The sequence below is a fragment of the Candidatus Pseudothioglobus sp. Uisw_016 genome, from assembly GCF_048087635.1.
Taxonomy (GTDB): domain Bacteria; phylum Pseudomonadota; class Gammaproteobacteria; order PS1; family Pseudothioglobaceae; genus Pseudothioglobus.
Genome location: NZ_CP159806.1, coordinates 1496904 through 1521556 on the forward strand (window position 1 = coordinate 1496904; position 24653 = coordinate 1521556).

Consider the following 24653-nt stretch of genomic DNA (forward strand, 5'->3'; position numbering starts at 1 on the left):
GTTTTAATAATAATGGACATTAAAATCCTTTTATCCAATATCGCTGAAACTACTGAAGCATTTGATGTTTCTGGTCTGTCACTCAATACGAAAACACTTACTAAGGGTGATTTGTTTATTGCCCTTCAAGGTGAGAAAAATCATGGGGCTGAGTATATCGACAGTGCAATTGAAAATGGCTGCATAGGGGTTTTAATTGAGGGAAGAGATGTTGATTGTGGCGTCCCAATCATCAGAATTGATAACCTCAAGCCTCACCTTTCTGGGCTTGCTCAAAATTTCTATACCAAAGCAAAGGATGTTGATCTCATTGCAGTCACGGGTACAAATGGTAAGACCTCTGTCAGTCATTACATTTCACAGCTACTAGACTTCTTAGAAGTTAATAGTGGCGTTATCGGGACTCTTGGAATCAGCAAGGTTGAAAAGAAAAGTATAAACACAACACCAGACATCTTCTCAATTTACTGCTCACTTGATGAATACAGCAGCCAGGGAATTAAATTAGCCATTATTGAGGCATCTTCGCATGCGCTCATGCAAGATCGACTTGAAGGGCTTTCATTTGTTCAGGGCATCTTCACCAACCTGACGCAAGATCATCTTGATTATCATGAAACAATGGGAAATTATAAAGAGGCCAAAGGTAAATTATTTACGAATGGTTTTTCAAAAAAAGCAATTATTAATAGGGATGATGAAAATCATCAATATTTTTTAGATACTGCCTCGGATAAAGATCCACTTACCTTTGGAATCGATGATTTAGAATTCTTTAAAACCAGTGGGAATGGTTTTATTTGTCAGCTCAATAATTACGTCTTTGAGTTACCCTTAATAGGGGAGTTTAATCTTTCAAATGCTCTTGCAGCGTTCACTAGTGTTAAATGTTTGGGATATAGTGACGATCAAATTATTCCTTTTCTTGCAAAACTTTCTCCACCGCCTGGAAGAATGCAGCAACTTGAAAACAGCCATATTTGGATAGACTATGCACACACACCAGATGCACTTGATAATGCCCTTGCATCTCTTAGGACGCACTATCCTGAATTTAAAATCAGAGTGCTTTTTGGGTGCGGCGGAGATAGGGATAAAACCAAGAGGCAGTTAATGGGGAAAATCGCAAGTGAAAATGCTGACAGCATAATTCTTACAAACGATAATCCAAGAAGCGAAAGTCCAGAAAAAATTATTGAAGATATACTTGGTGGAATTAAAGTAGAGAATGATGTTCAGGTAATTTTAGATCGAAAACATGCAATAGAAACGGCAGTAAAAACCTTAGGGGAAGATGAGGTATTACTTATTGCAGGCAAGGGTCATGAAACAACACAAACTATTGGTGATCAAATTTTTCAGTTCAGTGATGTTGAGGTCGCATTAGATGCTTTCATCTGACACCGATAAAATAAGCAAAATTATTAGTGGTAAATCAAGCTCAGATAAAGCGATCAACTTTCAGGGCATTTGTACTGACACTCGAGGTCAAATTTCTGGAAAGCTTTTTATTGCGCTTGAGGGTGAAAATTTTGATGGTCATAACTTTATTGAACAAGCAGAAGATTTAGGCGCTAGTGCAGCTATTACTCATAAAAAAGTTAACTCAAATTTACCTACTATTGAAGTTAATAATTCAGAAATAGCATACCAAAAATTAGCCGCTTGGCATCGTCAATCTCACTCGCCAATTGTAATTGCAATTACTGGAAGTAATGGAAAAACCTCAACAAAAAACATGCTTCACTCAATCTTGTCCCTACACGGTCCAACACTTTCAACTAAAGGTAATCTTAATAATCACTTAGGCGTTCCTAAAACACTTTTAGAGCTTGAAAAAAATCACCAATTCTGCATTATTGAAATGGGCGCAAATCATGTAAATGAAATTGAGCTATTGTGCAAGTTGGCTCAGCCAGATATTGCAATCATTACAAATGCGAATAATGCGCACCTTGGTGAGTTTGGCAGTGAAAAAAACTTAGTAAAAGCAAAAGGTGAGATTCTCGAATCTTTATCTGAAGATGGTATTGCAATCGTTAATAAATCCTCACCTCATATCAATATCTGGGAAAAAATGTCTAACACTAAAGCTCTTACTTTTTTTGGTAATGAAAGTGACATATATGCCAGTGATGTTAAGCACACTAATTCCGCTATAAACTTTAATCTTTACTTTAATCTTAGCTCTGTAAATATAACTCTTTCTATGATTGGCTTGCATCAAATAGACAATGCATTAGCAGCCTCAGCTTGTGCCCTTAAGCTTGGGGTTAGCCCTCAGATGATAAAAAAAGGTCTTGAGAATTCAGCATCTGAAAAAGGGCGACTAGAATTAATTAAACTTCAAAATTTCACTATACTTGATGATAGTTATAATGCAAATCCACAGTCAATGAAAGCTGCAATTGACTCACTTAAACAATTTCCTGAAAAGAAAGTTTTAGTTCTGGGATCGATGGCGGAGCTTGGTAAAGATTCAAAAAAACTTCATCAACAAATTGGAGATTATGCGCGTGAACAAAATATTGATAATCTTCTAACAATTGGTCAAGAGGCTCAATACTATAAAGGTAGTCATTTTGAGAATATTGAATCAATATTTAATGAGATAAAGAGCCATCATAAAGGCGCTACAATTTTAATAAAAGGTTCAAGAATGATGGAGCTTAATAAATTGGTTGATAATTTAATAAATACCTCAAACTCTCCTTGACCTTTACATGAAACATGGCGATAATTACGCTGCTGCGCTCGTGGCTCAACTGGATAGAGTACTCGGCTACGAACCGAGCGGTTGCAGGTTCAAATCCTGCCGAGCGCACCAACATTTAAATAAGTTTGCTCTAAACACTTCGAGTCTTTGATAGAATTAGCCTTATGATGACTCTTCCTAATTTAATTACCCTATCAAGAATCTTTTTGATTCCTATCTTTATTGGTTTGTTTTATTTACAGCCAAACTATCTCGATGGAGAGCCACTTAGCTGGATTAATAATTCTATTATTGCAATTTATATAGTTATCAGTGCGACTGACTTTATAGATGGGTTCTTAGCCAGAAGACTCAACCAAGAAACTGCGCTTGGGGCATTTCTTGATCCAGTTGCAGATAAGCTGATGGTTTGTACAGCACTTATTCTTCTAATAGATTACTATCACACGTGGTATATCACAATTCCATCAATAATCATAATCTCGAGAGAAATTCTTGTTTCTGCGCTGAGAGAATGGATGAGTGAAGTTGGTAAAAGAGCTAATGTTGCTGTGTCATGGATAGGGAAATCAAAAACATTTGTCCAAATGATTGCAATACTATTTCTTTTAATTCATCAGCCTCTATTCGTTTTTTCATTTAATGAGATAAATATAATGGGCCGTGTCCTCCTCTTTGCTGCAACAATTCTGACACTCTGGTCAGGTATAAAATATCTAATTGCAGGGCTAAAAACATTTGACAGTTAGAAAAAAAACACTATAATTTCCAACCTTGTGCGGGAATAGCTCAGCTGGTAGAGCATCACGTTGCCAACGTGAATGTCGCGAGTTCGAATCTCGTTTCCCGCTCCATATTCTAACTGTTTGTGTTGGTCTTGATAACAAGGCTTTTTTTTAAATTTAACCTTAATTGGCTGGGTAGCAAAGCGGTTATGCAGGGGCCTGCAAAGCCTTATAGACCGGTTCGACTCCGGTCCCAGCCTCCAATCAAAAAAAAAGCTCGATGAAGTCGAGCTTTTTTATTGGAAAAATCTATTAATTGCATTCTTTAAAAACTAGTGCTTGGCACTTTTCGCATTTACTCTTATCAAGCCGGTCATATAAAACATTAATGGCCTCTGCTTTTGAATCAAAAAAGTTATCTCTGCCAATCTCATTAACAAAATTTACTTTTTCCATAAACTCAAAGGCTGTAGATTTCACAGCAACAAAATATAAACTACCATTCTGAGCTTTTAAACGTTTATTTTCAATTAGAAGCGCCTCTATTCCAGCTAGATCAATAAAGTTAACGCCGCTTGCAACAATCAAAATGTGATAAATTCTCTGATTATCAACAATCTGACTTATTTGTTTTTGAATATGGTTTATTGATCCAAAATATATTGACATATCAATACGAATTATCTTGAGCTGTGGGCATTGCACTAAAGGCGCCTTTCTAATGCTTTGCAACCTTCTATCGCCTTCGCCTGGTGGAGTCCCAAATGCTAGCGTATGAACATCTGGAGTTGATGTCTTGGCAATAAAAAGCATTAATGATAATAGCACTCCAAGATATATCGCAAACTCTAGCTCAAATAATAGAGTTGCTAGAAAAGTTGCCGTAAAGATAACGCTCTCTGATTTGCTGTACGTAAACGTTTTTTTAATATTTTTAAAATCTATGAGGTTATATGCAACAAGAAGGATAACTCCTGCCATTGCTGCAAGAGGTAAATACGAAATTAGTGGTGCAACTAAAAATACAATTGCCATTAGAAAAAGTGCTGCAAGAATTGCAGATAAAGGGGTTCTTGCTCCAGATTCAAAATTAACACCTGACCTTGTAAAAGATCCAGAAGATGCATAACTTGAGAAAAAGCTTCCTACAATATTTGATGTTCCCTGACCAATAAACTCCTGATTCGCATTAATCCTTTGATTTGATTTAGTAGCAATCGACCTTCCAATTGATGAAGCCTCAATAAGACCTAAAAGTGCAATTGCAAATGCCTCTGGTGCAAGTGCCTTTAATGAGTTTAACGAAAAGTCAGGCGTTGATAACGGAGGAAAGTAAGCCGGCATTGCTCCGACAGTTTTTATGCTGTCAGTAAAGCCGCCCAAGTAAAAAGCCAGTAGCCCACCAACTAGCATACCAATTAATAAATTAGGAAATTTTGGTTTTAAAATTTTAACAACTATCGCAGTTACTAAAGTCCCAAGACCAACAATCAAAAGATAGATATTAAATTCCCCAACTCCCGTATAAATATCAAACCAAGTGTTAAGAAAATCCTCGCCTCTGGGGATATCAATACCTACAATATAGGGGATTTGACTGCTTGCAATCAATAGCGCTGCGCCAGCTGTAAAACCGATGACAACATTATGAGAAACAAAATTTACCAACATACCAAATTTAGCAAGTCCAAAAACTAGTTGGTACACTCCCGCCAAAAAAGTCAGCGTCAAAGCTAGCGATACAAATTCTGCGCTGCCAGGTTCAGCGTACTTACTGACTGCTGCAAAAACAACAATTGAAATAGCTGTGGTTGGGCCAGAAACTAAATGGAAAGACGAGCCAAAAAGTGCAGCAACTATAGGAATAACCATCGCTGTATAAAGGCCATATTCTGGAGGCATTCCTGCAATTGTTGCAAAGGCAACACTTTGAGGAAGGACAATAATAGCACCTGTCAATCCTGCAAAAAAATCAGCCTTAATTGTCTCTATAGTGGTCAGTCTAAACCATGCTATAAAAGGGAAAATTTTGGCTAATTGAAACATAAAATTATAAGTTTAAAATGAGTCGTTTATTAATGGGTGTCAGATTATATAGTAATTCATATGTACTCAAAGATCTCAGGTAATATTTAATAATATAAAGTTGTACTAAGTTTGAACAAAGATCATATAAATAATCGTTCCGCTAACAATACTTAACAGAGCATTTCTTTTATAAATATGAAGTCCGGCAGTTACTAACAATGCAATAAATGTATAGACAATTTCAAATGTTAAGTACTCAACATCCTTTAGCATATAAATCACAAGTATTGTCATCACCATTGGTGGTGTACTTTTAGAAATGTAATTAAACAAAGAGCTCTCTTGGCCTTTACTAAAAAGTAAAAATGGCGTCAGCCTTGTAATATAAGTTGCCACTGTCATCACGAGCATAGCAGCTAGAAGATAATTTATTTCATTCATTGGACTGTATTTTGATTAATCGCAATAAGACTATTGATGCGATTGAAAGAATAATGGCAACCAAAAGCATATGTTTTATAAAAAATAATAAAGCAATAGTAGATGCGATGAATGCGATGAAAAACGGCAGCAACCTCTTCACCTTCACCCACTGCTCAATTAGTAACACCACAAACAAAGCAGTCGCTGCAAACTCCATTCCATTCGTATTGAATGACAAAGCATTTGCTGTTAAGGCGCCAATAGTACATCCCAGCACCCAATATAATTGGGCAAATAAAGTTATGAAGAAATAATACCGCTCCTTAGTAAAGTTTTTAGGAACCTTAATTGTGGTCATGAGCGCATAAGTCTCATCCGTTAAACCAAATATTAAATATAACTTTCTAAGATTCCAATTACCAAAACTTTCAAGAAAAGCTAGGCCATAGAACATATGTCTTGAGTTTAAGAAAAATGTTGAAATTGCAATTTCTAATAAACCTATTCCAGAAGAGAGAAGCCCAATTGCCATAAACTGAGCAGCTCCAGCATACACAAAGATGGCCATCAAGGATGCGAAATACCATGGGTAACCGAGCTCCTGGAACAGAAGACCAAAGGCAATCCCTAAAGGTACAAAACCAAATAGAATTGGTAGCGATATTGTTAATGCAGAACGAATCATTGGCACAATTTTAATAATTTAAAAAGCGATTGAAGTGTGTAATTAAAAAGAAAAAAATAAAAGATATATATTAATTCATGTATACTTTTTATACTAACAAATGATTGCCAAGTAGGTCAAGTTTTAATTGACATATTTAAACAATTAAACCTATAATAACATATTGATAACTCATATATATGAGCTCTAAAAATCTATTAAAACTATTTAAAAAAATAATTAATTTATGTTTCAATTAGTACCACCCCACGCAAGTAATGAACTCAAAATCCTCGCTTTAGAAGGAGATGCATTAAATTCAGAGCTGAAAAAAACAGATTCAATGGATAAATTGTTTTGTTCATCAAGAGAGTTTGGTGATTTGATCATGCTTGGTATTGGTGGTTTTACTCCTCTTGAAGGTTTCATGGGAGAAGCTGACTGGTTAAGTGTGTGTAAAAATATGGCATTGGACAATGGAACTTTTTGGCCTATCCCAATAACACTTTCTACTGATAATGAAGATTTAAAAGTTGGTCAAGAAGTTGCTATTGTGTACGAAAAAAATAATGCAGTTATCGCTACAATGCTTATTTCTGAAAAATACTTAATTGACAAAGAGCTAGAGTGCAACGAAGTATTCAAGACTAGCGACATAAAACATCCTGGTGTTGCCTTAGTTATGGCCCAAGGTAAATACAATCTTGCTGGAGCTGTAAAAGTTTTATCAGATGGAGGATTTCCAAATCAATATGGTGACCTTTACATGACACCTTCTGAAACACGCGCATACTTTGTAAAAAAAGAATGGTCTACTATAGCTGCATTTCAAACTCGTAACCCTATGCATCGCTCGCATGAGTATTTAGCTAAAATTGCTATAGAGATATGCGATGGAGTAATGATTCATTCAACTTTAGGAGAACTAAAGCCAGGTGACATTCCTGCTGATGTTCGCTCCAAATCTATTTCAGCATTAATTGAAAATTACTTTGTAGATAACACTGTTCTCCAATCGGGATACCCATTGGACATGAGATACGCTGGTCCAAGGGAGGCATTACTTCATGCGCTATTCAGACAGAATTATGGGTGCTCTCATCTTATAGTAGGACGCGATCATGCGGGTGTTGGAAATTATTATGGACCATTTGATGCTCACAATATTTTTGATGAAATTGACAATGGTCTGGCTACTAAGCCCTTAAAGATTGATTGGACATTTTGGTGTGAAAAATGTGCTGGAATGTCAAGCATGAAAACTTGCCCACATGATCAGGAAGACAGACTAATGCTTTCAGGCTCTAAATTAAGACATCTTCTTAGTGAAAACCTAGAAGTTCCTGATAATTTTTCAAGACCTGAAGTTGTTAAAATTCTTCGTAAGTACTATTCTAAAATTAAAGAAAGTGACAAAGTAAAAGTTGAACTTAAAGGGCATTCTGCTAAATAGATGAAGATGAAATTAAATTTAATCAACAATCCTGGTCTATTAGTTATGAGTTTTCTGGTTCTATAAAAATTGAATTACAAATGCGCAAATATTCTACAATCTCATGCTCGGAAATATAGTGAATTTATTATGGATAAGGGCCTCCATAATACAACAAAAAAAAGGAAAAATATAATATGATATCTATTAACCCATTTTCTGAAATTTCAGCATTTATTCCATCTTTTGTAATGCAAACTTATGTAATTGTAATGTTTGTTCTTGTTATAGGTGCCACGCTTTTTGATGTGGTTCATAAAAAGAGTGCTAAATATTTCTTCAACAACTCAGTTAAAGCAAAAAAATCTGCAACTAGAAATGTAGGCTCTGGAGAAAAAGTTTCTATTGCTTTTAAAACTGCAACTAATGAAATCTTAACCTCGTCAGAATTTTGCAGCACTAGAAGAAGATTGGCTCACCTTCTGACAATGTATGGATTTATCATTTTTGTCGTTGCGACAGTTGTAATGATTTTTTCTTACTCAACTCCTAACACAATGACTCCTTCAATTTGGCCATTAGCATGGCATTTAGGTGCAGCTATGCTTTGTGTTGGTGGTTATTGGTTTTGGTTCTTTATAAGAGTTGATGTTGCGGCTGAAGGTAATAAGTGGTACAGAGTAATTAGGGCAGACTTATTTGTTCTATCGCTTCTAGCTATGTCTACTTTTGCGCTCCTATGGTCTTACATGCAGTCCAATGGAATTAATATCTGGCAAACTCTATTTTTTGGGCTATTCATTGGGGCTAGCACTGTTCTATTTGGTGGTGTCTTATGGTCAAAATTTGCCCACATGTTTTATAAGCCTGCTGCAGCTTTTCAAAAACGAGTTACTAAAGCTGACGGTTCAAGAGAGAACCTTCCAGAACCTGCTGATATGCCAAAGAAATTTGGCCTTGGAATTGAGCGCGAAGCGCCAAGACATTACTAATAATAACTAATTTTCGGAGAAAATATTATGCCAACTTTTGTATACATGACTAGATGCGATGGCTGTGGACACTGTGTAGATATCTGTCCATCTGACATTATGCACATTGACAAGACTATTCGACGTGCAGTCAATATTGAGCCAAACTTTTGCTGGGAGTGTTACTCGTGTGTTAAAGCATGCCCTCAAAATGCAATTGATGTAAGAGGTTATGCTGACTTTGCTCCAATGGGCCATAGCGTAAGAGTTCTTCGTGAAGAAGAAAAAGGAACTATCTCTTGGAAAATTAAATTTAGAGATGGTCGTGAGAAAAACTTTGTTTCTCCAATTACTACGCAACCATGGGGTGAAAAAATTCCAAAACTTGCGGACTTAGAAGTTCCTGATCAAGCAGCACTTGATTCACAACTTTTATGTTTTGAGCCAGATGCTCTTAACATTGAAACTGGATTACCCGTAATAAATAAAGATAAGCTAAAAGAGGGAGTTTATTACTAATGGCTAAAAGAAAAACTGTTTGGGAAGACTGCGATATATTAGTTGTTGGTGGTGGTATGGCTGGAACTGGTGCTTCTTATGAGGCTAGATATTGGGGCCGTGATATGAGAATTATATGTGCTGAAAAGGCAAACATTGATCGAAGTGGTGCAGTAGCTCAAGGCCTTTATGCGATCAACTGCTATATGGGTATGCAGTGGGATGAAAACCAACCTGAAGACCATGTTCGATATGCACGTAATGACTTGATGGGATTAGTTCGTGAGGACCTTGCTTTTGATATGGCTCGACATGTTGACTCAGCCGTTCACAAATTTGAAGAATGGGGCCTACCCATTATGAGAAATGAAGAGACTGGTCGTTACCAACGCGAAGGTAAATGGCAAATAATGATTCATGGTGAAAGCTACAAACCTATCGTTGCAGAAGCGGCTCGCAAGTCAGTTGACAAAATTTATAACCGAATTATGATTACGCATCTTTTAATGGATGAGGCTAAGGAAAATAGAGTTGGTGGAGCAGTTGGCTTTAATTGCCGTACTGGTGATTATCATGTTTTCCGTGCCAAAGCAGTAATTGTAGGAGCAGGTGGGGCCTCTCATATCTTTAAGCCTCGTTCAGTAGGTGAAGGAATGGGAAGGACTTGGTATGCTCCATGGAGTAGTGGTTCAGCCTATGCGCTTCCAATTCAGGTGGGCGCTAAGATGACACAAATGGAAAACCGAATTGTATTAACGCGATTTAAAGATGGTTATGGGCCAGTTGGTGCATATTTTCTCCACCTCAAAACATATACTCAAAATACTTATGGTGAAGAGTACGAATCTAAATGGTATGAACATACTAAAGCTATGGTTGGTGAATATATTGATCACACGCCGACACCGACATGTTTACGAAACCATGCGTTTATAGAAGAAGTTAAAGCTGGTAGAGGACCAATTCACATGGTCACCATGGAAGCCTTTCAAGACCCGCATCTAGAAGTAATTGGATGGGAAAACTTCCTAGGAATGACTGTCGGTCAAGCAGTTGTCTGGGCCTCTCAAAATATTGATCCTAAATATACTAATCCTGAACTAACTACATCTGAACCCTACGTAATGGGCTCTCATGCTACTTGTTCTGGCGCATGGGTCAGTGGGCCTGAAGATATTTCCCCACCTGAGTATTTCTGGGGATACAACCGAATGCTAACTGTTGAAGGCCTCTTTGGTGCTGGTGATACTGTTGGTGGAACTGCCCATAAATTTTCTTCAGGCTCGTTTACTGAAGGAAGGATAGCTGCAAAAGCAGCCGTTAAATATATCCAAGATATGGGGGATGATAAGATTCAAGTTAGTAATAAGCAGTGTGATGACCTGAAAGAGATTATTTATAAGCCATTAGAAAACTATACAGTAGGTCGTAATGAAATTACTGCTGGTACAGTGTCGCCAAGTTATATATTGCCTATTCAAGGGCTCCAACGCCTTGAGAAAATTATGGATGAATATTGTGGTGGTATTGGAGTTAACTATATGACGAATGGAAACCTACTTACTAAATGTATTGAGCTCTTAGAAATATTGCAAGAAGATCTTGAACATATAGGCGCTGAAGATCTTCATCAACTTATGCGTGGATGGGAATTAAAACATCGTACAATTACTTCAGAATGTGTTGCACAGCATACATTGTTTCGTGAAGAAACACGCTGGCCAGGTTATTACTATAGAGGCGATCACATGAAATTAGATGATGAGAACTGGCATTGCCTAACTGTTTCTAGACGTGATCCAAAAACTGCTAAATGGACTATGGAAAAAGCGCCCCTTTATCATATAGTTGATTAATCAGATTTAAAGTATCTAGAACTGGGGTCTCAATTTGAGACCCCAATAATAATGCTATTAGATTATCATACAATCCAAACTTAAAAACTACTAGGTGAACTAAATGAATCTTCTTGAAAAAACTAACGAAGAAATACTTGAAATTGCAGATCCATTGATGGATGAGTTAGTTGCATCATCAAATAAACGAGATTACCTAGGCTTTATTAAACACTTTTCAAAAGAAATGTTGATGGGCGCAAATGAGATTGAAATGGGAAAGCAGTGGACAAAAAATAAAATGTTATCAAGCTTATCTGTTGAAAGAGAGTTCTTAGGCTGCCTTAGAAGAGGTGATCATGTTTCAATTCTATATAAGCAAACTAGTGATGAGGTTCCTGGAGAATTTTTAGGTCGACTTGTTCTGGGTATTCAGGACTCTGAAGTCAAAATATTTGGTGCAACTATTTTTTAATACTTCTTTAAATTATTGAATTCGAATCTGAATACTCAATCTATTACACTATTAGAAATATGAGCGAAACAATCTCCATAAACAAATTTGTTGAACTGACTTACAGAATCATAGATCAATCTAATGGTGAAGTTATAGAGCAGGTCGAAGAGCCATTAGGGTATGTTCAGGGAGATAATTCATTATTGTTTAATCAGGTAACCAAAGAGCTTGAAGGTAAATGTGTTGGTGATGAAGTAGAGATTTTACTGAAAGCACAAGATGCCTTTGGAAAAAAGGCTGATGAACTAATTTTTACAGATGATATCAATAATGTTCCAATGGAATATAGATTTATTGGAGCATGTGTTACTATGCAAAATGACAAAGGTGGTACTAAAGATTTCATAGTTTCAAGTATTGAAGATGGGAAGCTCACAATTGATGGCAATCACCCTCTTGCGGGCAAAGATATTATTTTTTATGTAGAAATTTTATCAATTCGAGAAGCAACTGCTGATGAAATCATTGAGGGTGGAAAGTTAGATTAAATATAAATATAGTTAATTTTTTAAAAAATATCATCATAGATGTGTTGCTCAATATTCCATTCTTTTTGACTTTCAATAGTCAGCGTTAGACATCTCGCAGCCCCATAATTTCGGATTTTTCCAGCAGAGCCTGGGTTTATAACCCAGGGTGTTTGCTGATTATCAATAACTTGTTTATGAGTATGCCCATATATGATGACCCTTGAATCTGGGTAAGTAGCCCTCAAAGAATCATGACTTGGCTTAACATGTCCATGTAAATGGCCATGCTCTATTGCTATACTGCCTCCAGGAAACTCTACTAACTCAACCTCACCAAAAGCAGATATATGCTGATCATTATTACCCTTTACAGCAATCATTTTTTGCTTTGGGTTTAATGCAGACAAAGAACTTTCCTCTATGATATCCCCTGCATGAATGACAAAGTCACAATCATTCATAAGGTCTATTACTCCTGGATGAATTGTTCCATGAGTATCTGACAGGATGCCAATTTTTATCACTATTGGAGTGACTTTAGTCTCAATCGAAGCGCATTAAGTTTGATGAAGCCCTCAGCATCTTTCTGATTGTATGCACCTCCGTCATCTTCAAAGGTTGCAATTTTTTCACTAAATAAGCTATTATCTGATTTACGACCAACTACTGAGGTATTACCTTTATATAGTTTCAGCCTAACTATTCCACTAACATTTTCTTGCGAGGCATCAATTGCTGCTTGCAGCATTTCACGCTCTGGTGCAAACCAAAAACCATTATAAATAAGCTTGGCGTACTTTGGCATTAACTCATCTTTAAGATGAGCAGCTTCTCTGTCTAAAGTAAGTGATTCGATAGCACGATGAGCTCTTAACATAATCGTACCAGCGGGTGTTTCATAACATCCACGAGATTTCATGCCTACAAAACGATTCTCTACAATATCAAGCCTACCAATCCCATGCATACCACCTAGTTTGTTGAGTTCTTCCATGACTTGAGCTGGCGACATTGATTCACCATTTATAGCAATGATGTCGCCTTTTTCATAAGTTAACTCAATATATTCAGCGCGATCTGGAGCCTCTTCAGGGGAGACTGTCCAGCGCCACATTTCATCCTCTGCTTCCTGCCATGGATCCTCAAGCAAGTCACCCTCATAAGAAATATGAAGTAGGTTAGCGTCCATTGAGTATGGTGATTTCTTTGATTGCTTTTTATAGTCTACTTCAATATTATGCTCTTCAGCATATTTCATTAAGCTCTCACGTGAAGATAGATCCCATTCACGCCAAGGTGCAATAATTTTAATTTCTGCATTCATAGCATATGCACTTAGTTCAAACCTTACTTGATCATTGCCTTTTCCTGTTGCTCCATGAGAGATTGCATCTGCACCAACTTCTTTGGCAATTTCAACCAGCCGCTTAGAGATTAAAGGTCGTGCAATAGACGTGCCTAAAAGATACTCCCCTTCATAAATAGCATTTGCTCGAAACATTGGAAAAACAAAATCACGTGCAAACTCTTCACGTAAATCTTCGATATAAATTTCCTTTATCCCCATGGCTTTAGCTTTAAGACGAGCTGGTTCAACTTCTTCACCCTGACCAATATCTGCTGTAAAGGTTACTACTTCACAATCATATGTTTCCTGTAACCATTTAGCAATAATGCTAGTATCTAATCCACCCGAGTATGCTAATACGACTTTATTCATTATTTTTCTATGTAGTTAAATTCTTTTTTATAAAGCACTTCATTTTCAGAAGTAACGACTTCGACTATCCATTTTCCTGTCCAGGTATGCCAAAGATTTTTTGATGACCAAACCCTCCAACGAGGACCTTTAATATCAAAAATAACATCGGCCATCACTTTATTATTATATATCCAGCGATGCTTAACACTTGTACCTTGAAGATTACGAATGTTTGTAAAAAAGTAGATTTTACCCAAAGAATTGTCAAGCTCTCCAACAATATTAAAGGGCTCTCTGTCTACAATCTCTGTCGCAAATTCTGCATTAGAAATATTTTGATGTGGCCATTCATTTGCAAATACATTAGAAAATAAAAATACACTGAGCATTAATACGGTTAATTTTTTCATTTAATCCACCCAATTTATAATATGTTCAAATAAAAGATCTTTTGAAACTTCATTATCTCTATACGTTCTTCCTCTTACTGAAATACCTGCCAAATGAACACTATTCTTATCCCCACTTATTAGTGGGTGCCACATAGGTAACTCTTTCCCTTCGTATAGCAGTCGATATGCACATGTACTTGGAAGCCAATTAAACTTTTTTCCCCAATCTGGCTTAATACTTAAGCAGTCTGGAACATATTTCTGACGGTTGTCGTAGTGTGGACAAGAGCACTCCTCTTCATCTAAATAATGACAGGCGACATCTGTAAAGTAGATCTTTCCAGAATCCTCATCTTCCAGCTTATGTAAGCAGCATCTTCCACAGCCATCACAGAGTGACTCCCACTCCTTAGAACTCATCTGAGATAAAGTTTTATTTTTCCAGAAAGGTTTATCTAAATTTTCCAAAGTTTTTTATAAATTACCATTGCTAGTCGATACAATAATTATAAACTTATTGAAGAAAATAATCTTTCAATTCCAATAGCTACGCCAGAACAATGTGGAAGGCCAACTTTTATATCTCTCAAAAACTCCTCATCAACTAATAACTTTTTCTTTTCAATCATTTTTCTTTTATATAACTCGTTATTAAATCGATCTCGATATTCATCAGCAGATTGTATTTCTTCATAACCATTAGCAATTTCAACACCATTTATATACAATTCAAAGCGATGGGCGATAGGGCCATCAATTTTTGCAAGTGCTGACTGCTCTTTAGGGTAATCATAAATAAAGCAAATAGGGATTTGACTTATCTTTGGCTCAATGAGATGCACAAAAAGAAGGGTTTGAAGATCCTCAATCCAGTCATAATCTGAATTTAAACCTAATGAATTTGCAATTTTCTTTAGGTCTTCTAGATCAGTATTTAATATATCTATATTGCCATACTCAAAAAAAGCTTGTGCGTATGATATTTTAATTGCAGCATCAGTCTTCCCAAGCATTTTTAGTAAATCTATAATTTCGTCAACCAAAGAATGCATATCGAAATCAATACGGTAGAACTCCAGCATTGTAAATTCGTTAGAGTTATTACTCCCATATTCATTATCTCTATATACTTGGCAAATTTGAAATATATCTCCGCTTCCTTTGGATAAAAGTCGCTTCATTTCTAACTCAGGAGATGTATGTAAATATAGATCAATTGGCCTAGAGATATTACGATTAACTTTCACTTCAATGCTATCAATATAGACATCGGTTGAAGGAGACAACAAAAGGGAAGGAGTTTTTACTTCAGTGACCTTACGAGAATAAAAAAATTCCCTAATTTTTATGATTAAATCTTGATAATGAACTAGATTTTTCTTTACTTTGGACATGTCAGCCTATATTAGGCGCGACCTGAATACTCATTTGTTCTAGTATCAACTTTGACCTTATCTCCAATACCAACAAACAAAGGAACCTGAACGACCACACCAGTATTTAAGGTTGCTGGTTTACCACCAGTTCCAGCTGTATCTCCTTTAAGACCAGGGTCTGTATCGATCACTTCTAATATAACTTGAATTGGAGGAACGACTGTAATTGGATTATTATTCCACAAGGTCACAGTACAAATATCTTGCTCCACCAAATAGTCTACAGCACTTCCCATTGACTCTTCACTTAAGTCATATTGCTCAAAGGATTCAGGCTCCATAAAATGCCATTTTTCACCATCACTATAAAGGTACTGCATTTCTAACTCCATAACATCGGCGCCCTCAAGTGACTCACCTGATTTATATGTCTTCTCAAGAGTTTTACCTGTAATAAGATCTTTAAATTTAACTCGATTAAAGGCCTGTCCTTTTCCAGGCTTTACAATTTCATTATTGACAATTGAACATGGATTACCATCGAGAATTAATTTCAAACCGTTTTTAAACTGGCTAGTACTGTAATTCATATTGTTTTAATCCTAAAGTTTTAAGGGAAAAGGCATAAATTTATAAATGAATATTTTAATAAGTTATAAAAGAAATATATTCATAATTTAAAAATTTGAAATAAAGACAACAAACGAAGAATGTTAAAATACCCTTCCACATATTTTAACCCTAATGTTTTAATTATATGCATATACATGAACACCAGGCAAAAGGCTTATTTAAGAAACATAATATTAAAGTTCCTGAATTTATTGTTGTTTCAAATAGTAATAAAACTCAATCTGCTTGTGAAAAACTTGGTGGCTCAATTTGGGTTGTTAAAGCTCAAGTTCATGCTGGAGGCAGGGGAAAAGGTGGAGGAGTTATTGTATGCAGTAAAGTTCAGGATGCAGTTGATGCCAGTAAAAAATTAATAGGTACTAATTTAATTACTCCGCAGACTGATGCAAATGGTCAACCTATCAATGAAGTCATTATTGAGGCTGGTCAAGATATTTCTAAAGAGTTGTACTTGGGCCTTCTTGTTGATCGTGCTACAGAAAATATCACAATTCTCGCTTCAACAGAAGGTGGAATGGATATCGAAAAAGTTGCCTCAGAAACGCCTGATAAAATTATTAAACAAAAAATTAATCCTCTAGTTAAATTATCAGTCGAAGAATGTGTAAATGTTGCTAAAAAACTTGGGCTAGATTTATCACTTCACGATGAGTTTGCTTCGACACTTCTTGGACTTTATGCTATTTTTACTGAGCATGATGCCAACCTTATTGAAATAAACCCACTTATTATTACTGGTCAAAATGAAATCATGGCTCTTGATGGTAAAATTGATTTTGATGATAATGCTCTCTATAGAAATGAATCAATTGCTAATCTAAGAGATATTGCACAAGAAGATGAAAAAGAAAGAAGTGCTAGCGAACATCAATTAAATTATATCTCTCTAGATGGCTCTGTAGGCTGTATGGTAAATGGTGCTGGATTAGCAATGGCGACAATGGATTTGATAGAATATCATGGTGGATCACCAGCTAACTTTTTAGATGTAGGCGGAGGCACAACTGCCGATAGAGTAGCAATAGCTTTTGAAATAATTCAAAGTGAAGAAAATGTTAAATCTATTTTAGTAAACATTTTTGGTGGCATAGTGCGCTGTGATCTTATTGCAAATGGTATTTTACAAGCAATAGAGAAAGTAGGATTAACGCTTCCAATTATTGTAAGACTCGAAGGAACAAATGCACAAGAAGGCCTTCAAATTCTTAATAAAAGTAACTTTAATATCATTACTGAGGCTGACCTAACTAAGGCTGCTAAACAAGCTGTGGAGATGGCCAAATGAGTGTCCTAATTAACAAAGAAACCAAAGTAATCTGTCAAGGTTTTACTGGCAAGCAAGGTACGTTTCATTCTGAACAATCCATTGCTTATGGAACAAAATTTGTCGGTGGCGTAACGCCTGGTAAAGGTGGACAAATCCACTTGGAAAAACCAGTCTTCAATTCTGTTGCACAGGCTATGGCTGAAACAGGAGCTAATGCCACAATGATTTATGTGCCGCCAAGGTTTGCATTTGCCTCTATAGTCGAAGCGATTGAAGCTGAGATGCCAGTAATTGCATGCATAACTGAAGGTATTCCTGTCCAAGATATGATTAAAATTAAAGCCATTATTGCAGGCAGTAAATCAACATTAATTGGACCAAACTGCCCAGGGGTAATAACTCCAGATGAATGTAAACTTGGCATTATGCCGGGTAATATCCACAAGAGTGGTTCAGTTGGAATTGTCTCTCGATCAGGAACGTTAACCTATGAAGCAGTTCACCAAACTACTCTGGCAGGACTTGGTCAAAGCACTTGTATTGGTATTGGTGGTGATCCTGTTCAAGGAATGAATTTTATTGACTGCCTTAAATTGTTTGAAAAAGATGATGACACGCATTCAATTGTTATGGTCGGTGAGATTGGTGGAAATGCTGAAGAAGAGGCTGCGGAGTATATTAAGTCAAATATTTCTAAACCTGTTATATCATATATTGCTGGACTTACCGCTCCCAAAGGAAAAAGAATGGGTCATGCAGGTGCAGTAATAAGTGGTGGGTCTGGGGATGCTAAAAGTAAAATTCAAGCACTAGAAAATGCCGGAGTAAGTGTTGCACCCACCCCAGCATTAATGGGACAAACTTTGCTTGAAGCTCTCTAAAAATATAATGTCTTTTCTTTCAGTCAATTAAATGAAAGTGATTAGAAATAGTAGGTTTGCAGTTTCAGTAATTTTTGCTATTAACGGTGTTGTATTTGGAACATGGGCATCTCGAATTCCAGAAATTTCAGATTTTCATAACTTATCGCCCGCTGCTTTAGGTTTATTAATATTTCTTCTAGGTTTATCAGCTATTGTCGCATTTTCAGTTTTTGGGAGAGCTGCAGATCGTTATGGGGCATCAACTGTAACAAAAAGAACCACTTGCCTATTAATACCTCTTACGCTTATCTTTATAGCTTTTGCAAACTCAATATGGATGCTTGTAGCAGCGATCATTTTCTTTGGAGCAATCCATGGGGGTGATGATGTAGCCATGAACGCCTGGGCTGCGGAAGTTGAGCGTAAAAATAATCATCCATTAATGTCGTCTTTTCATGCAATGTGGAGCTTGGGAGCTGGCCTTGGTGCAGGTTCAGGAGTATTGACTGCTTACTATAAAATTGGAATGCCAGTGCATTTTACAATTACTTCACTTATAATTTTCTTGGTTATGCTTACTGTTGTAACTATCCCTTTCAACTCTGAAAAGAAAGAAAAAGACAGTAAAGATCCATTTATCTCTATTCCAAAGGGAGCCTTGCTTCCTGTCGCTCTTATTACTTTTTTTGCCTCATTAGGAGAGGGTATGGTTGCAGATTGGAGTGCTATTTTCCTTAGAAGTGTTGCAGATCTTTCGAATGGCAGTGCGGCTATAGGATTTACTATTTTTTCTGTTTGTATGTTTGCAATGAGACTTATGGGTGACAAAATTGCATTAAAGTTTGGCGCCTCTAAAACAGCACGTTATTCTGGATTAGTTGCTTTAGTAGGCTCTTTAATTGTACTAACATTTAAGACACTCGTACCATTAATGATTGGCTTTGGCCTAATAGGGCTAGGCATTGCTGTTATCATTCCTCTAGCATTTTCTCGTGCTGGTAAAGACAAAGAAATATCTCAGGGCACTGCAATTGCCAGTATTGCGACGCTTGGATATGGAGGTATGCTACTTGGCCCATTATTTGTAGGCCTTATTGCTGAAGCAACTTCAATTAAAACCGGCTTTCTACTATTACCAATTTTAGCTTTCTTAATTTTTTTGCTTTCAAAACATCTCTCTATTAAATCACTCTGATTTTTTCTCCAAAAGCATTGCGTCGCCATAGCTAAAAAAACGATATTTTTCTTTAATAGCATGGCTATAAGTCTCAAACATTTCCTCAAAACCTATAAAAGCACTCACTAACATTAAGAGTGAAGATTTTGGTAAATGAAAATTTGTAATCATAGCATCTACTATTTGAAACTTAAATCCTGGGTAAATAAAAATATCTGTATCTCCCTTTTGGTACTTTAGGCTTCCATTAACTGAAGCTGACTCTAAGGCTCTTACAGCTGTGGTGCCAACCGCAATTATTCTCCCACCAAGCGCCTTTGCTTGCTCTATCTTATCTAATGTTTCAGTAGAAATTTCATAATACTCACTGTGCATTTTATGACTCTCAATATCCTCAACTTTAACAGGCTGAAAAGTTCCTGCCCCAACATGTAAAGTTAAAAATGTATGATTGATACCTTGATGTTCAAGGCTAGATAACAACATCTCATCAAAATGAAGTCCTGCAGTAGGAGCTGCAACTGCACCATCATTTTTAGCATATACTGTCTGATACCTACTCTGATCTTCTTTAGAGTCCTCTCTATTAATATATGGTGGCAAAGGGATATGCCCAATTTCATTAAGTACATTTAGAATAGAATCTGACTCAAAGTTAACCATATAAATACCATCGTTTTTATCACATATCTTGATGCGGCTTTTATTTTCAAGGACTACATAAGTACCAATTTTTGGAGATCTACTTGACTTAATCATTACTAACGCTTCATGATCATTAATCAATCGCTCAACTAGAACTTCAACCTTACCTCCAGAATCTTTATGTCCAAATAATCGAGCCGCTATAACTTTTGTATCATTAAGAACTAGTAAGTCATTTGGTTTGAGAAAATTACCCAATTGAGAAAAAGTAGAGTCATCAATTATATCTCTTAGCACTAGTAACCGTGAATCAGTCCTACTTGAACAAGGGTATTGAGCAATTAAAGACTTTGGTAGGTCAAAATCAAAATCACTTAGCTTCATTGTCTACCTTTGAGGCATTAACTCGACTCATTGCTGCCTCAATTTTTTCTTTCTGAATCTTGTCTTTTGCCATTTTCTCCTTCAGAGCAATCATCCTTGCCTCCAGTAGATCAGACCTTTCCTGTTTGTTTCTTTCTAAACGCACTTCACGGAACTCAAATCTCCTTCTAGCCTTTTCTCTTTGGTCACTCTCTTGGCTTTGTTTTTTATATAACTCATTATAGAATTGATAATAATTAACAAAAGGAATTTCGTAATTTGGCTTAATGTCAATCATATCAATACAATCTACTGGGCAAACTGGTAGGCATAAATCACAGCCTGTACACTCTTCAGCAACAACTTGCGTCATAACTTTTGATGAGCCTATAAAAGCATCCACTGGACAGGCTTTAATACACAAAGTGCATCCAATGCAGACTTTTTCATCAACCAAGGCAATTTGCTTTGGCTTTGTTTCACCGTGTGCTTCATTTAAAAGAAGAGCTTCAACACCTAGAAGCTCGGCTAAAGCATCAATCCCTTCCTGTCCTCCTGGAGGACATTGGTTAATTCCAGCATCACCATTTGCTATTGCCTCAGCGTATGGCCTGCAACCTTCAAAATCACACTGTGTACATTGGGTTTGAGGCAAGATAGCATCTATTTGATCAACTAACGAGCTCCCTTTGATCTTAGCAGTATATCCTAAGCCAATATTGATTAAAAAATTCTCGTTCATATGGCTGGTAATTTTAAACTAAATATAGTTTATAGTCTTTACTGACTATGAAAGTTACGCTTGAAAAAAGGAAACTTCAAAGACTTACGTGGTATATATTTTTTGCTTTCTTAACAGAACTTGGAAGGTAAAGTTTTTACTTAAAGACTGTCATTCATATTAGGCCTAATAAAGCGTGGACTCAAGATTCAACAAAAGCACGCTCAATAACGAAGTGGCCTGGCTCCACATTACGAGCCTCAATAAAGCCCTTAGATTCAAGCATATCTACTAACTCCTTAAGCATGCTAGGGCTTCCACAAATCATAAATCGATCGTCTACTAAATTGGGCTGAGGCTGCTTCAAATCTAAAAACAACTTACCACAACTCATCAGGGTAGTTAGGCGGCCATTATTTTTAAAGGGCTCACGGGTTACTGTAGGATAGTAGACCAGTTTCTCCCTTACTATTTCCCCAATATATTCATCATTTGGCAAAACATTTTCAATGTAATCAGAGTAGGCCAGCTCAGAAACTTCACGCACACCATGAGCCAAGATAACCCTGTCGAATTGGTCATAGATTTCTGGATCTTTAATGATGCTCATAAATGGCGCCAAACCTGTTCCAGTACAAAGCAAGTATAGGTAGCGTCCAGGAAGCATATTGTCTGGAATTAATGTTCCTGTAGACTTCTTGCCCACTAGAACTTCATCGCCTACAGCAAGGTTTTGCAGCTTGGAGGTAAGAGCGCCATCTTGTACTTTAATACTATAGAACTCAAGCTCATTCTCATAGTTAGCACTAGCTATACTATAGGCGCGCATCAATGGCTTACCATCAGAAGGAAGACCAATCATAGTAAAGTGGCCATTCTTAAAACGATAGCCTGGGTCACGAGTAGTACGAAAGCTAAATAATGTGTCATTCCAGTGATGGACATGAGTCACTCTTTCAGTTATCAATGTCGACATACATTCCCTCTTTGGCTTATTAATTGCATAGCGTTTTTGTATATAAAATTTGGGTAAATTATACTATTAATCTAGTATTTTTGCTGAAGCCCTGAATTGTTTGCAGCCTCTTGATAACAAATACTAAACCCATTGGCGTAATCTTCTTCATTTAATCCTATATAAGAGTCAAGCAATACATAACTTGTAACTCCAGATCTAATCATAAATTGCAATTGATCTAGGTGGGCATTAATACCAATAACTTCACCTAAAAATTGCCATCTCTTTCTTAATAAATAAGCCTGAGAATAGCCTCTACCATCATCAAAATTATTAAAATCAAGAACTATTAACTCTAAAGAATCAAGGTAATCTTTGATTAAAAAAACATCGTCTGAAGGCGCAATAATAACCCCTACAGAGAGTTTTGATAACTTCTCAATATTTTCAATCCATTCTTGAAAAGAAACAAGGTCAACACTTTCATAATCTTTGTTTAGTATGCGCTCTATTTGACAAGCTTCACCCATATACCTTCTCCTTAAATGGAGCAATACCTATTCTTTTAAAGACGTCAGTAAATCTCTCCTGATTTTGTCGATGTTTTAGGAATACATTAACAATAGTTTCAACAGCATCAACAATATTTTCACCACTTACTGATGGCCCTAGTTTTTTTCCAATAACAGTTTCATACAGCGTCTCTCCTGCTAAAGTTATTTGATAATACTCTTCACCATTTTTTTGCATACCTAATAAACCTATATCTGCTATATGATGGTGGGCACAGGAGTTCTCACATCCAGAGATATTAATATTTAAATCACCAATGTCGAGTAGCTTTTTCATATCATTAAAACGCTCCTGTACTCTAGTAGCTATCGGGATAGAAACAGCCTTAGCTAAATCACAATAGTCTCTGCCAGGGCAGGCTACTATCTGAGCTAGGGTGCCTTGATGCGGACTAGCTAAACCATATTTTTCAAGAGAGCGCCATAAGTTATAAACCTGATCTTTTCTGACATAAGGAAAAACGATTGTTTGCCTTTTGGTCGTTCTAAGTTCACCTGAGCTGTACGTTTCAGCTAAGTCTGCCAACTGCCTCATCTGCTCAGAGGTTGCATCACCAGGAGCTGCACCTAACTTTGTAAGCGATATATTAACAATACTGAAGCCATCAACTTTATGCCTGCGAACATTATTTTTCTTCCAAATACTGTAATTAAAGTCAACTTTTTCTTTAAAGCCGACTAAACCTATCGGCCTAATTGGCAAAGCAAAGTCTTTTTTTAGTTGCTCTAATTCAACTAGATTTAATTTTAACTTTGAATCATTTCTAGTTTGCTGCCAGTCTTCATCAACTAACCGAGAAAACTCCTCCGCTCCAAGCTCACGGACTAAAAACTTGATTCGCAACTTTTTCTGATGATCACGACGACCTTTTAAATTGTAAATTCTCATAGTAGATTCAAGATAACTAAGAATATCTTCAACCTGGATAAATGATGCAGTCTCTGCTGCAATCATAGCAGCGGCTCCAAGCCCGCCACCAACAAAAACACTAAAGCCCAATTGGCCTTGACCATTTCTAATGAGCCTTAATCCAAGGTCATGAATTCTTAATGCGGTTTCATCTAGTTTTGCCCCATTTATAGCAATTTTAAATTTCCCAGGTAGCCATGAAAACTCTGGATGAAGATTAAACCAGCGTCGTATTAATTCACAGTAAGGCCTTGCGTCCTCAATTTCACCCTCTGTTAAGCCAGACAAGGGGTCAGCCGTTATATTCCTGGTAGCTTTTCCACTTGTTTGGATTGCATGAAGGCCAGCATCTGAAAGCTCGCGCAGTAAATTAGCAATTTCAGGAAGCTCTATCCAATTGAATTGAATATTTTGTCGGGTTGTGAAGTGTCCAAAACCCCTATCATATTTGTCTGCCACATTGGCAAGTGATCTGAGCTGCTCAGAACTAAGAGTACCATATGGTATAGCAACTCTAAGCATATGAGCATGAAGCTCCATATAAAGTCCATTTCTAAGCCTAAGACTTCTAAACTTAGCATCATCCAAATCACCAGCTAAATGGCGCTTTAATTGTTTCTCAAATTGATCAACTCGCTCAACTAGAAATTTACTGTCTTCGGTGCTATATTGGTACATTAAACTATTTCTTTAAAATATGATGCGAATTATAGTAAAATATTCTATATTCTTAAGTATTAATATATAAAAAAGAATAATATTACAAATATAATTATAAATATAGTATATTATTTT

General features: G+C 36.5%; 26 protein-coding genes and 3 tRNA genes. 15 read left to right on the plus strand and 14 right to left on the minus strand.

Annotated features, from left to right (window positions below; translation table 11 throughout):
• Window positions 1-12 precede the first annotated feature (12 nt).
• The 6 genes from ABXT69_RS07625 to ABXT69_RS07650 all read left to right on the plus strand — a co-directional run bounded on the left by ABXT69_RS07625 (window position 13) and on the right by ABXT69_RS07650 (window position 3704).
• A complete protein-coding gene (locus ABXT69_RS07625; protein ID WP_416677740.1) occupies window positions 13-1401 on the plus strand; it encodes a UDP-N-acetylmuramoyl-L-alanyl-D-glutamate--2,6-diaminopimelate ligase in 1389 nt (462 codons plus the stop codon).
• A complete protein-coding gene (locus ABXT69_RS07630; protein WP_416677741.1) occupies window positions 1388-2716 on the plus strand; it encodes a UDP-N-acetylmuramoyl-tripeptide--D-alanyl-D-alanine ligase in 1329 nt (442 codons plus the stop codon). The genes ABXT69_RS07625 and ABXT69_RS07630 overlap by 14 nt, the downstream gene beginning before the upstream one ends.
• Before the next feature lie 34 nt (window positions 2717-2750).
• Window positions 2751-2827 (plus strand) — tRNA-Arg (locus tag ABXT69_RS07635).
• 56 nt (window positions 2828-2883) lie between these two features.
• Window positions 2884-3465 (plus strand): CDP-diacylglycerol--glycerol-3-phosphate 3-phosphatidyltransferase, encoded by a 582-nt coding sequence (gene pgsA, locus ABXT69_RS07640; RefSeq protein ID WP_416653558.1) that lies wholly within the window; start codon window positions 2884-2886, stop codon window positions 3463-3465.
• A 29-nt stretch (window positions 3466-3494) separates the two neighbouring features.
• Window positions 3495-3570, plus strand: a tRNA-Gly gene (locus ABXT69_RS07645).
• Between the two features lie 60 nt (window positions 3571-3630).
• Window positions 3631-3704 (plus strand) — tRNA-Cys (locus tag ABXT69_RS07650).
• Window positions 3705-3753: 49 nt separating this feature from the next.
• Here the strand turns inward: ABXT69_RS07650 and ABXT69_RS07655 are convergent.
• From ABXT69_RS07655 to ABXT69_RS07665, 3 genes are all read right to left on the minus strand, one after another.
• Complete coding sequence (locus ABXT69_RS07655; RefSeq protein WP_416677743.1) at window positions 3754-5487, minus strand: SulP family inorganic anion transporter; 1734 nt, start codon at window positions 5485-5487, stop codon at window positions 3754-3756.
• Between the two features lie 105 nt (window positions 5488-5592).
• The gene (locus ABXT69_RS07660) at window positions 5593-5910 is read right to left on the minus strand and encodes a branched-chain amino acid transporter permease (protein WP_416677744.1); all 318 of its coding nucleotides are present in this window, start codon (window positions 5908-5910) and stop codon (window positions 5593-5595) included.
• Window positions 5903-6577 carry an AzlC family ABC transporter permease gene (locus ABXT69_RS07665; protein ID WP_416677746.1) on the minus strand — a complete coding sequence of 225 codons (675 nt, stop codon included), beginning with the start codon at window positions 6575-6577 and terminating at the stop codon, window positions 5903-5905. The genes ABXT69_RS07660 and ABXT69_RS07665 overlap by 8 nt, the downstream gene beginning before the upstream one ends.
• 226 nt (window positions 6578-6803) lie before the next feature.
• Here ABXT69_RS07665 and sat point away from each other — a divergent pair, with 226 nt between their 5' ends.
• The 6 genes from sat to ABXT69_RS07695 all read left to right on the plus strand — a co-directional run bounded on the left by sat (window position 6804) and on the right by ABXT69_RS07695 (window position 12297).
• Window positions 6804-8009 carry a sulfate adenylyltransferase gene (gene sat, locus ABXT69_RS07670; protein WP_416677748.1) on the plus strand — a complete coding sequence of 402 codons (1206 nt, stop codon included), beginning with the start codon at window positions 6804-6806 and terminating at the stop codon, window positions 8007-8009.
• 176 nt (window positions 8010-8185) lie between these two features.
• Window positions 8186-8980, plus strand: a complete 795-nt coding sequence (locus ABXT69_RS07675; RefSeq protein WP_416677750.1) for an adenylyl-sulfate reductase — start codon at window positions 8186-8188, stop codon at window positions 8978-8980.
• A gap of 27 nt (window positions 8981-9007) precedes the next feature.
• A complete protein-coding gene (gene aprB, locus ABXT69_RS07680) occupies window positions 9008-9478 on the plus strand; it encodes an adenylyl-sulfate reductase subunit beta (RefSeq protein WP_416651654.1) in 471 nt (156 codons plus the stop codon).
• Window positions 9478-11313: an adenylyl-sulfate reductase subunit alpha gene (gene aprA, locus ABXT69_RS07685; RefSeq protein ID WP_416677751.1), complete on the plus strand. Its 1836-nt coding sequence runs from the start codon at window positions 9478-9480 to the stop codon at window positions 11311-11313. Before aprB ends, aprA begins: the two co-directional genes overlap by 1 nt.
• 103 nt (window positions 11314-11416) lie before the next feature.
• Window positions 11417-11767 (plus strand): hypothetical protein, encoded by a 351-nt coding sequence (locus ABXT69_RS07690; protein ID WP_271537958.1) that lies wholly within the window; start codon window positions 11417-11419, stop codon window positions 11765-11767.
• A gap of 59 nt (window positions 11768-11826) precedes the next feature.
• On the plus strand, window positions 11827-12297 hold the full coding sequence (locus ABXT69_RS07695; RefSeq protein WP_416677753.1) for an FKBP-type peptidyl-prolyl cis-trans isomerase: 471 nt from the start codon (window positions 11827-11829) through the stop codon (window positions 12295-12297).
• 20 nt (window positions 12298-12317) lie between these two features.
• Here ABXT69_RS07695 and ABXT69_RS07700 read toward each other — a convergent pair whose 3' ends face one another.
• From ABXT69_RS07700 to efp, 6 genes are read right to left on the minus strand one after another with little or no spacing between them, the layout of a single operon-like run.
• A complete protein-coding gene (locus tag ABXT69_RS07700) occupies window positions 12318-12803 on the minus strand; it encodes a metallophosphoesterase family protein (protein ID WP_416677754.1) in 486 nt (161 codons plus the stop codon).
• Window positions 12803-13999 carry an argininosuccinate synthase gene (locus ABXT69_RS07705; RefSeq protein WP_416677756.1) on the minus strand — a complete coding sequence of 399 codons (1197 nt, stop codon included), beginning with the start codon at window positions 13997-13999 and terminating at the stop codon, window positions 12803-12805. The genes ABXT69_RS07700 and ABXT69_RS07705 overlap by 1 nt, the downstream gene beginning before the upstream one ends.
• Window positions 13999-14391: a DUF2914 domain-containing protein gene (locus ABXT69_RS07710; RefSeq protein ID WP_416651662.1), complete on the minus strand. Its 393-nt coding sequence runs from the start codon at window positions 14389-14391 to the stop codon at window positions 13999-14001. The genes ABXT69_RS07705 and ABXT69_RS07710 overlap by 1 nt, the downstream gene beginning before the upstream one ends.
• Window positions 14392-14841 (minus strand): YcgN family cysteine cluster protein, encoded by a 450-nt coding sequence (locus ABXT69_RS07715; RefSeq protein WP_271537564.1) that lies wholly within the window; start codon window positions 14839-14841, stop codon window positions 14392-14394. It lies immediately after the preceding gene.
• Window positions 14842-14879: 38 nt separating this feature from the next.
• Window positions 14880-15767 carry an EF-P lysine aminoacylase EpmA gene (gene epmA, locus ABXT69_RS07720; protein ID WP_416677757.1) on the minus strand — a complete coding sequence of 296 codons (888 nt, stop codon included), beginning with the start codon at window positions 15765-15767 and terminating at the stop codon, window positions 14880-14882.
• An 11-nt stretch (window positions 15768-15778) separates the two neighbouring features.
• The gene (efp, locus tag ABXT69_RS07725) at window positions 15779-16339 is read right to left on the minus strand and encodes an elongation factor P (protein ID WP_271537562.1); all 561 of its coding nucleotides are present in this window, start codon (window positions 16337-16339) and stop codon (window positions 15779-15781) included.
• A gap of 167 nt (window positions 16340-16506) precedes the next feature.
• Between efp and sucC the strand changes: the two genes are divergently transcribed.
• From sucC to ABXT69_RS07740, 3 genes are read left to right on the plus strand one after another with little or no spacing between them, the layout of a single operon-like run.
• Window positions 16507-17667: an ADP-forming succinate--CoA ligase subunit beta gene (gene sucC / locus ABXT69_RS07730; RefSeq protein ID WP_416677759.1), complete on the plus strand. Its 1161-nt coding sequence runs from the start codon at window positions 16507-16509 to the stop codon at window positions 17665-17667.
• Complete coding sequence (sucD, locus tag ABXT69_RS07735; protein WP_416677760.1) at window positions 17664-18530, plus strand: succinate--CoA ligase subunit alpha; 867 nt, start codon at window positions 17664-17666, stop codon at window positions 18528-18530. The genes sucC and sucD overlap by 4 nt, the downstream gene beginning before the upstream one ends.
• Before the next feature lie 31 nt (window positions 18531-18561).
• A complete protein-coding gene (locus tag ABXT69_RS07740; RefSeq protein WP_416677762.1) occupies window positions 18562-19707 on the plus strand; it encodes an MFS transporter in 1146 nt (381 codons plus the stop codon).
• On the opposite strand, the gene queA is transcribed toward ABXT69_RS07740, so the two are convergent.
• The 5 genes from queA to ABXT69_RS07765 form a co-directional block, all read right to left on the minus strand.
• A complete protein-coding gene (gene queA / locus ABXT69_RS07745; RefSeq protein WP_416677764.1) occupies window positions 19699-20718 on the minus strand; it encodes a tRNA preQ1(34) S-adenosylmethionine ribosyltransferase-isomerase QueA in 1020 nt (339 codons plus the stop codon). The genes ABXT69_RS07740 and queA overlap by 9 nt on opposite strands.
• Window positions 20705-21439: an RnfABCDGE type electron transport complex subunit B gene (locus ABXT69_RS07750; RefSeq protein ID WP_416677765.1), complete on the minus strand. Its 735-nt coding sequence runs from the start codon at window positions 21437-21439 to the stop codon at window positions 20705-20707. Before ABXT69_RS07750 ends, queA begins: the two co-directional genes overlap by 14 nt.
• Before the next feature lie 181 nt (window positions 21440-21620).
• Window positions 21621-22394, minus strand: a complete 774-nt coding sequence (locus ABXT69_RS07755) for a ferredoxin--NADP reductase (RefSeq protein ID WP_416651671.1) — start codon at window positions 22392-22394, stop codon at window positions 21621-21623.
• 71 nt (window positions 22395-22465) lie between these two features.
• Window positions 22466-22906: a DUF934 domain-containing protein gene (locus ABXT69_RS07760; RefSeq protein WP_271537555.1), complete on the minus strand. Its 441-nt coding sequence runs from the start codon at window positions 22904-22906 to the stop codon at window positions 22466-22468.
• Window positions 22899-24536 (minus strand): nitrite/sulfite reductase, encoded by a 1638-nt coding sequence (locus ABXT69_RS07765; RefSeq protein WP_416677767.1) that lies wholly within the window; start codon window positions 24534-24536, stop codon window positions 22899-22901. Before ABXT69_RS07765 ends, ABXT69_RS07760 begins: the two co-directional genes overlap by 8 nt.
• Window positions 24537-24653 lie beyond the last annotated feature (117 nt).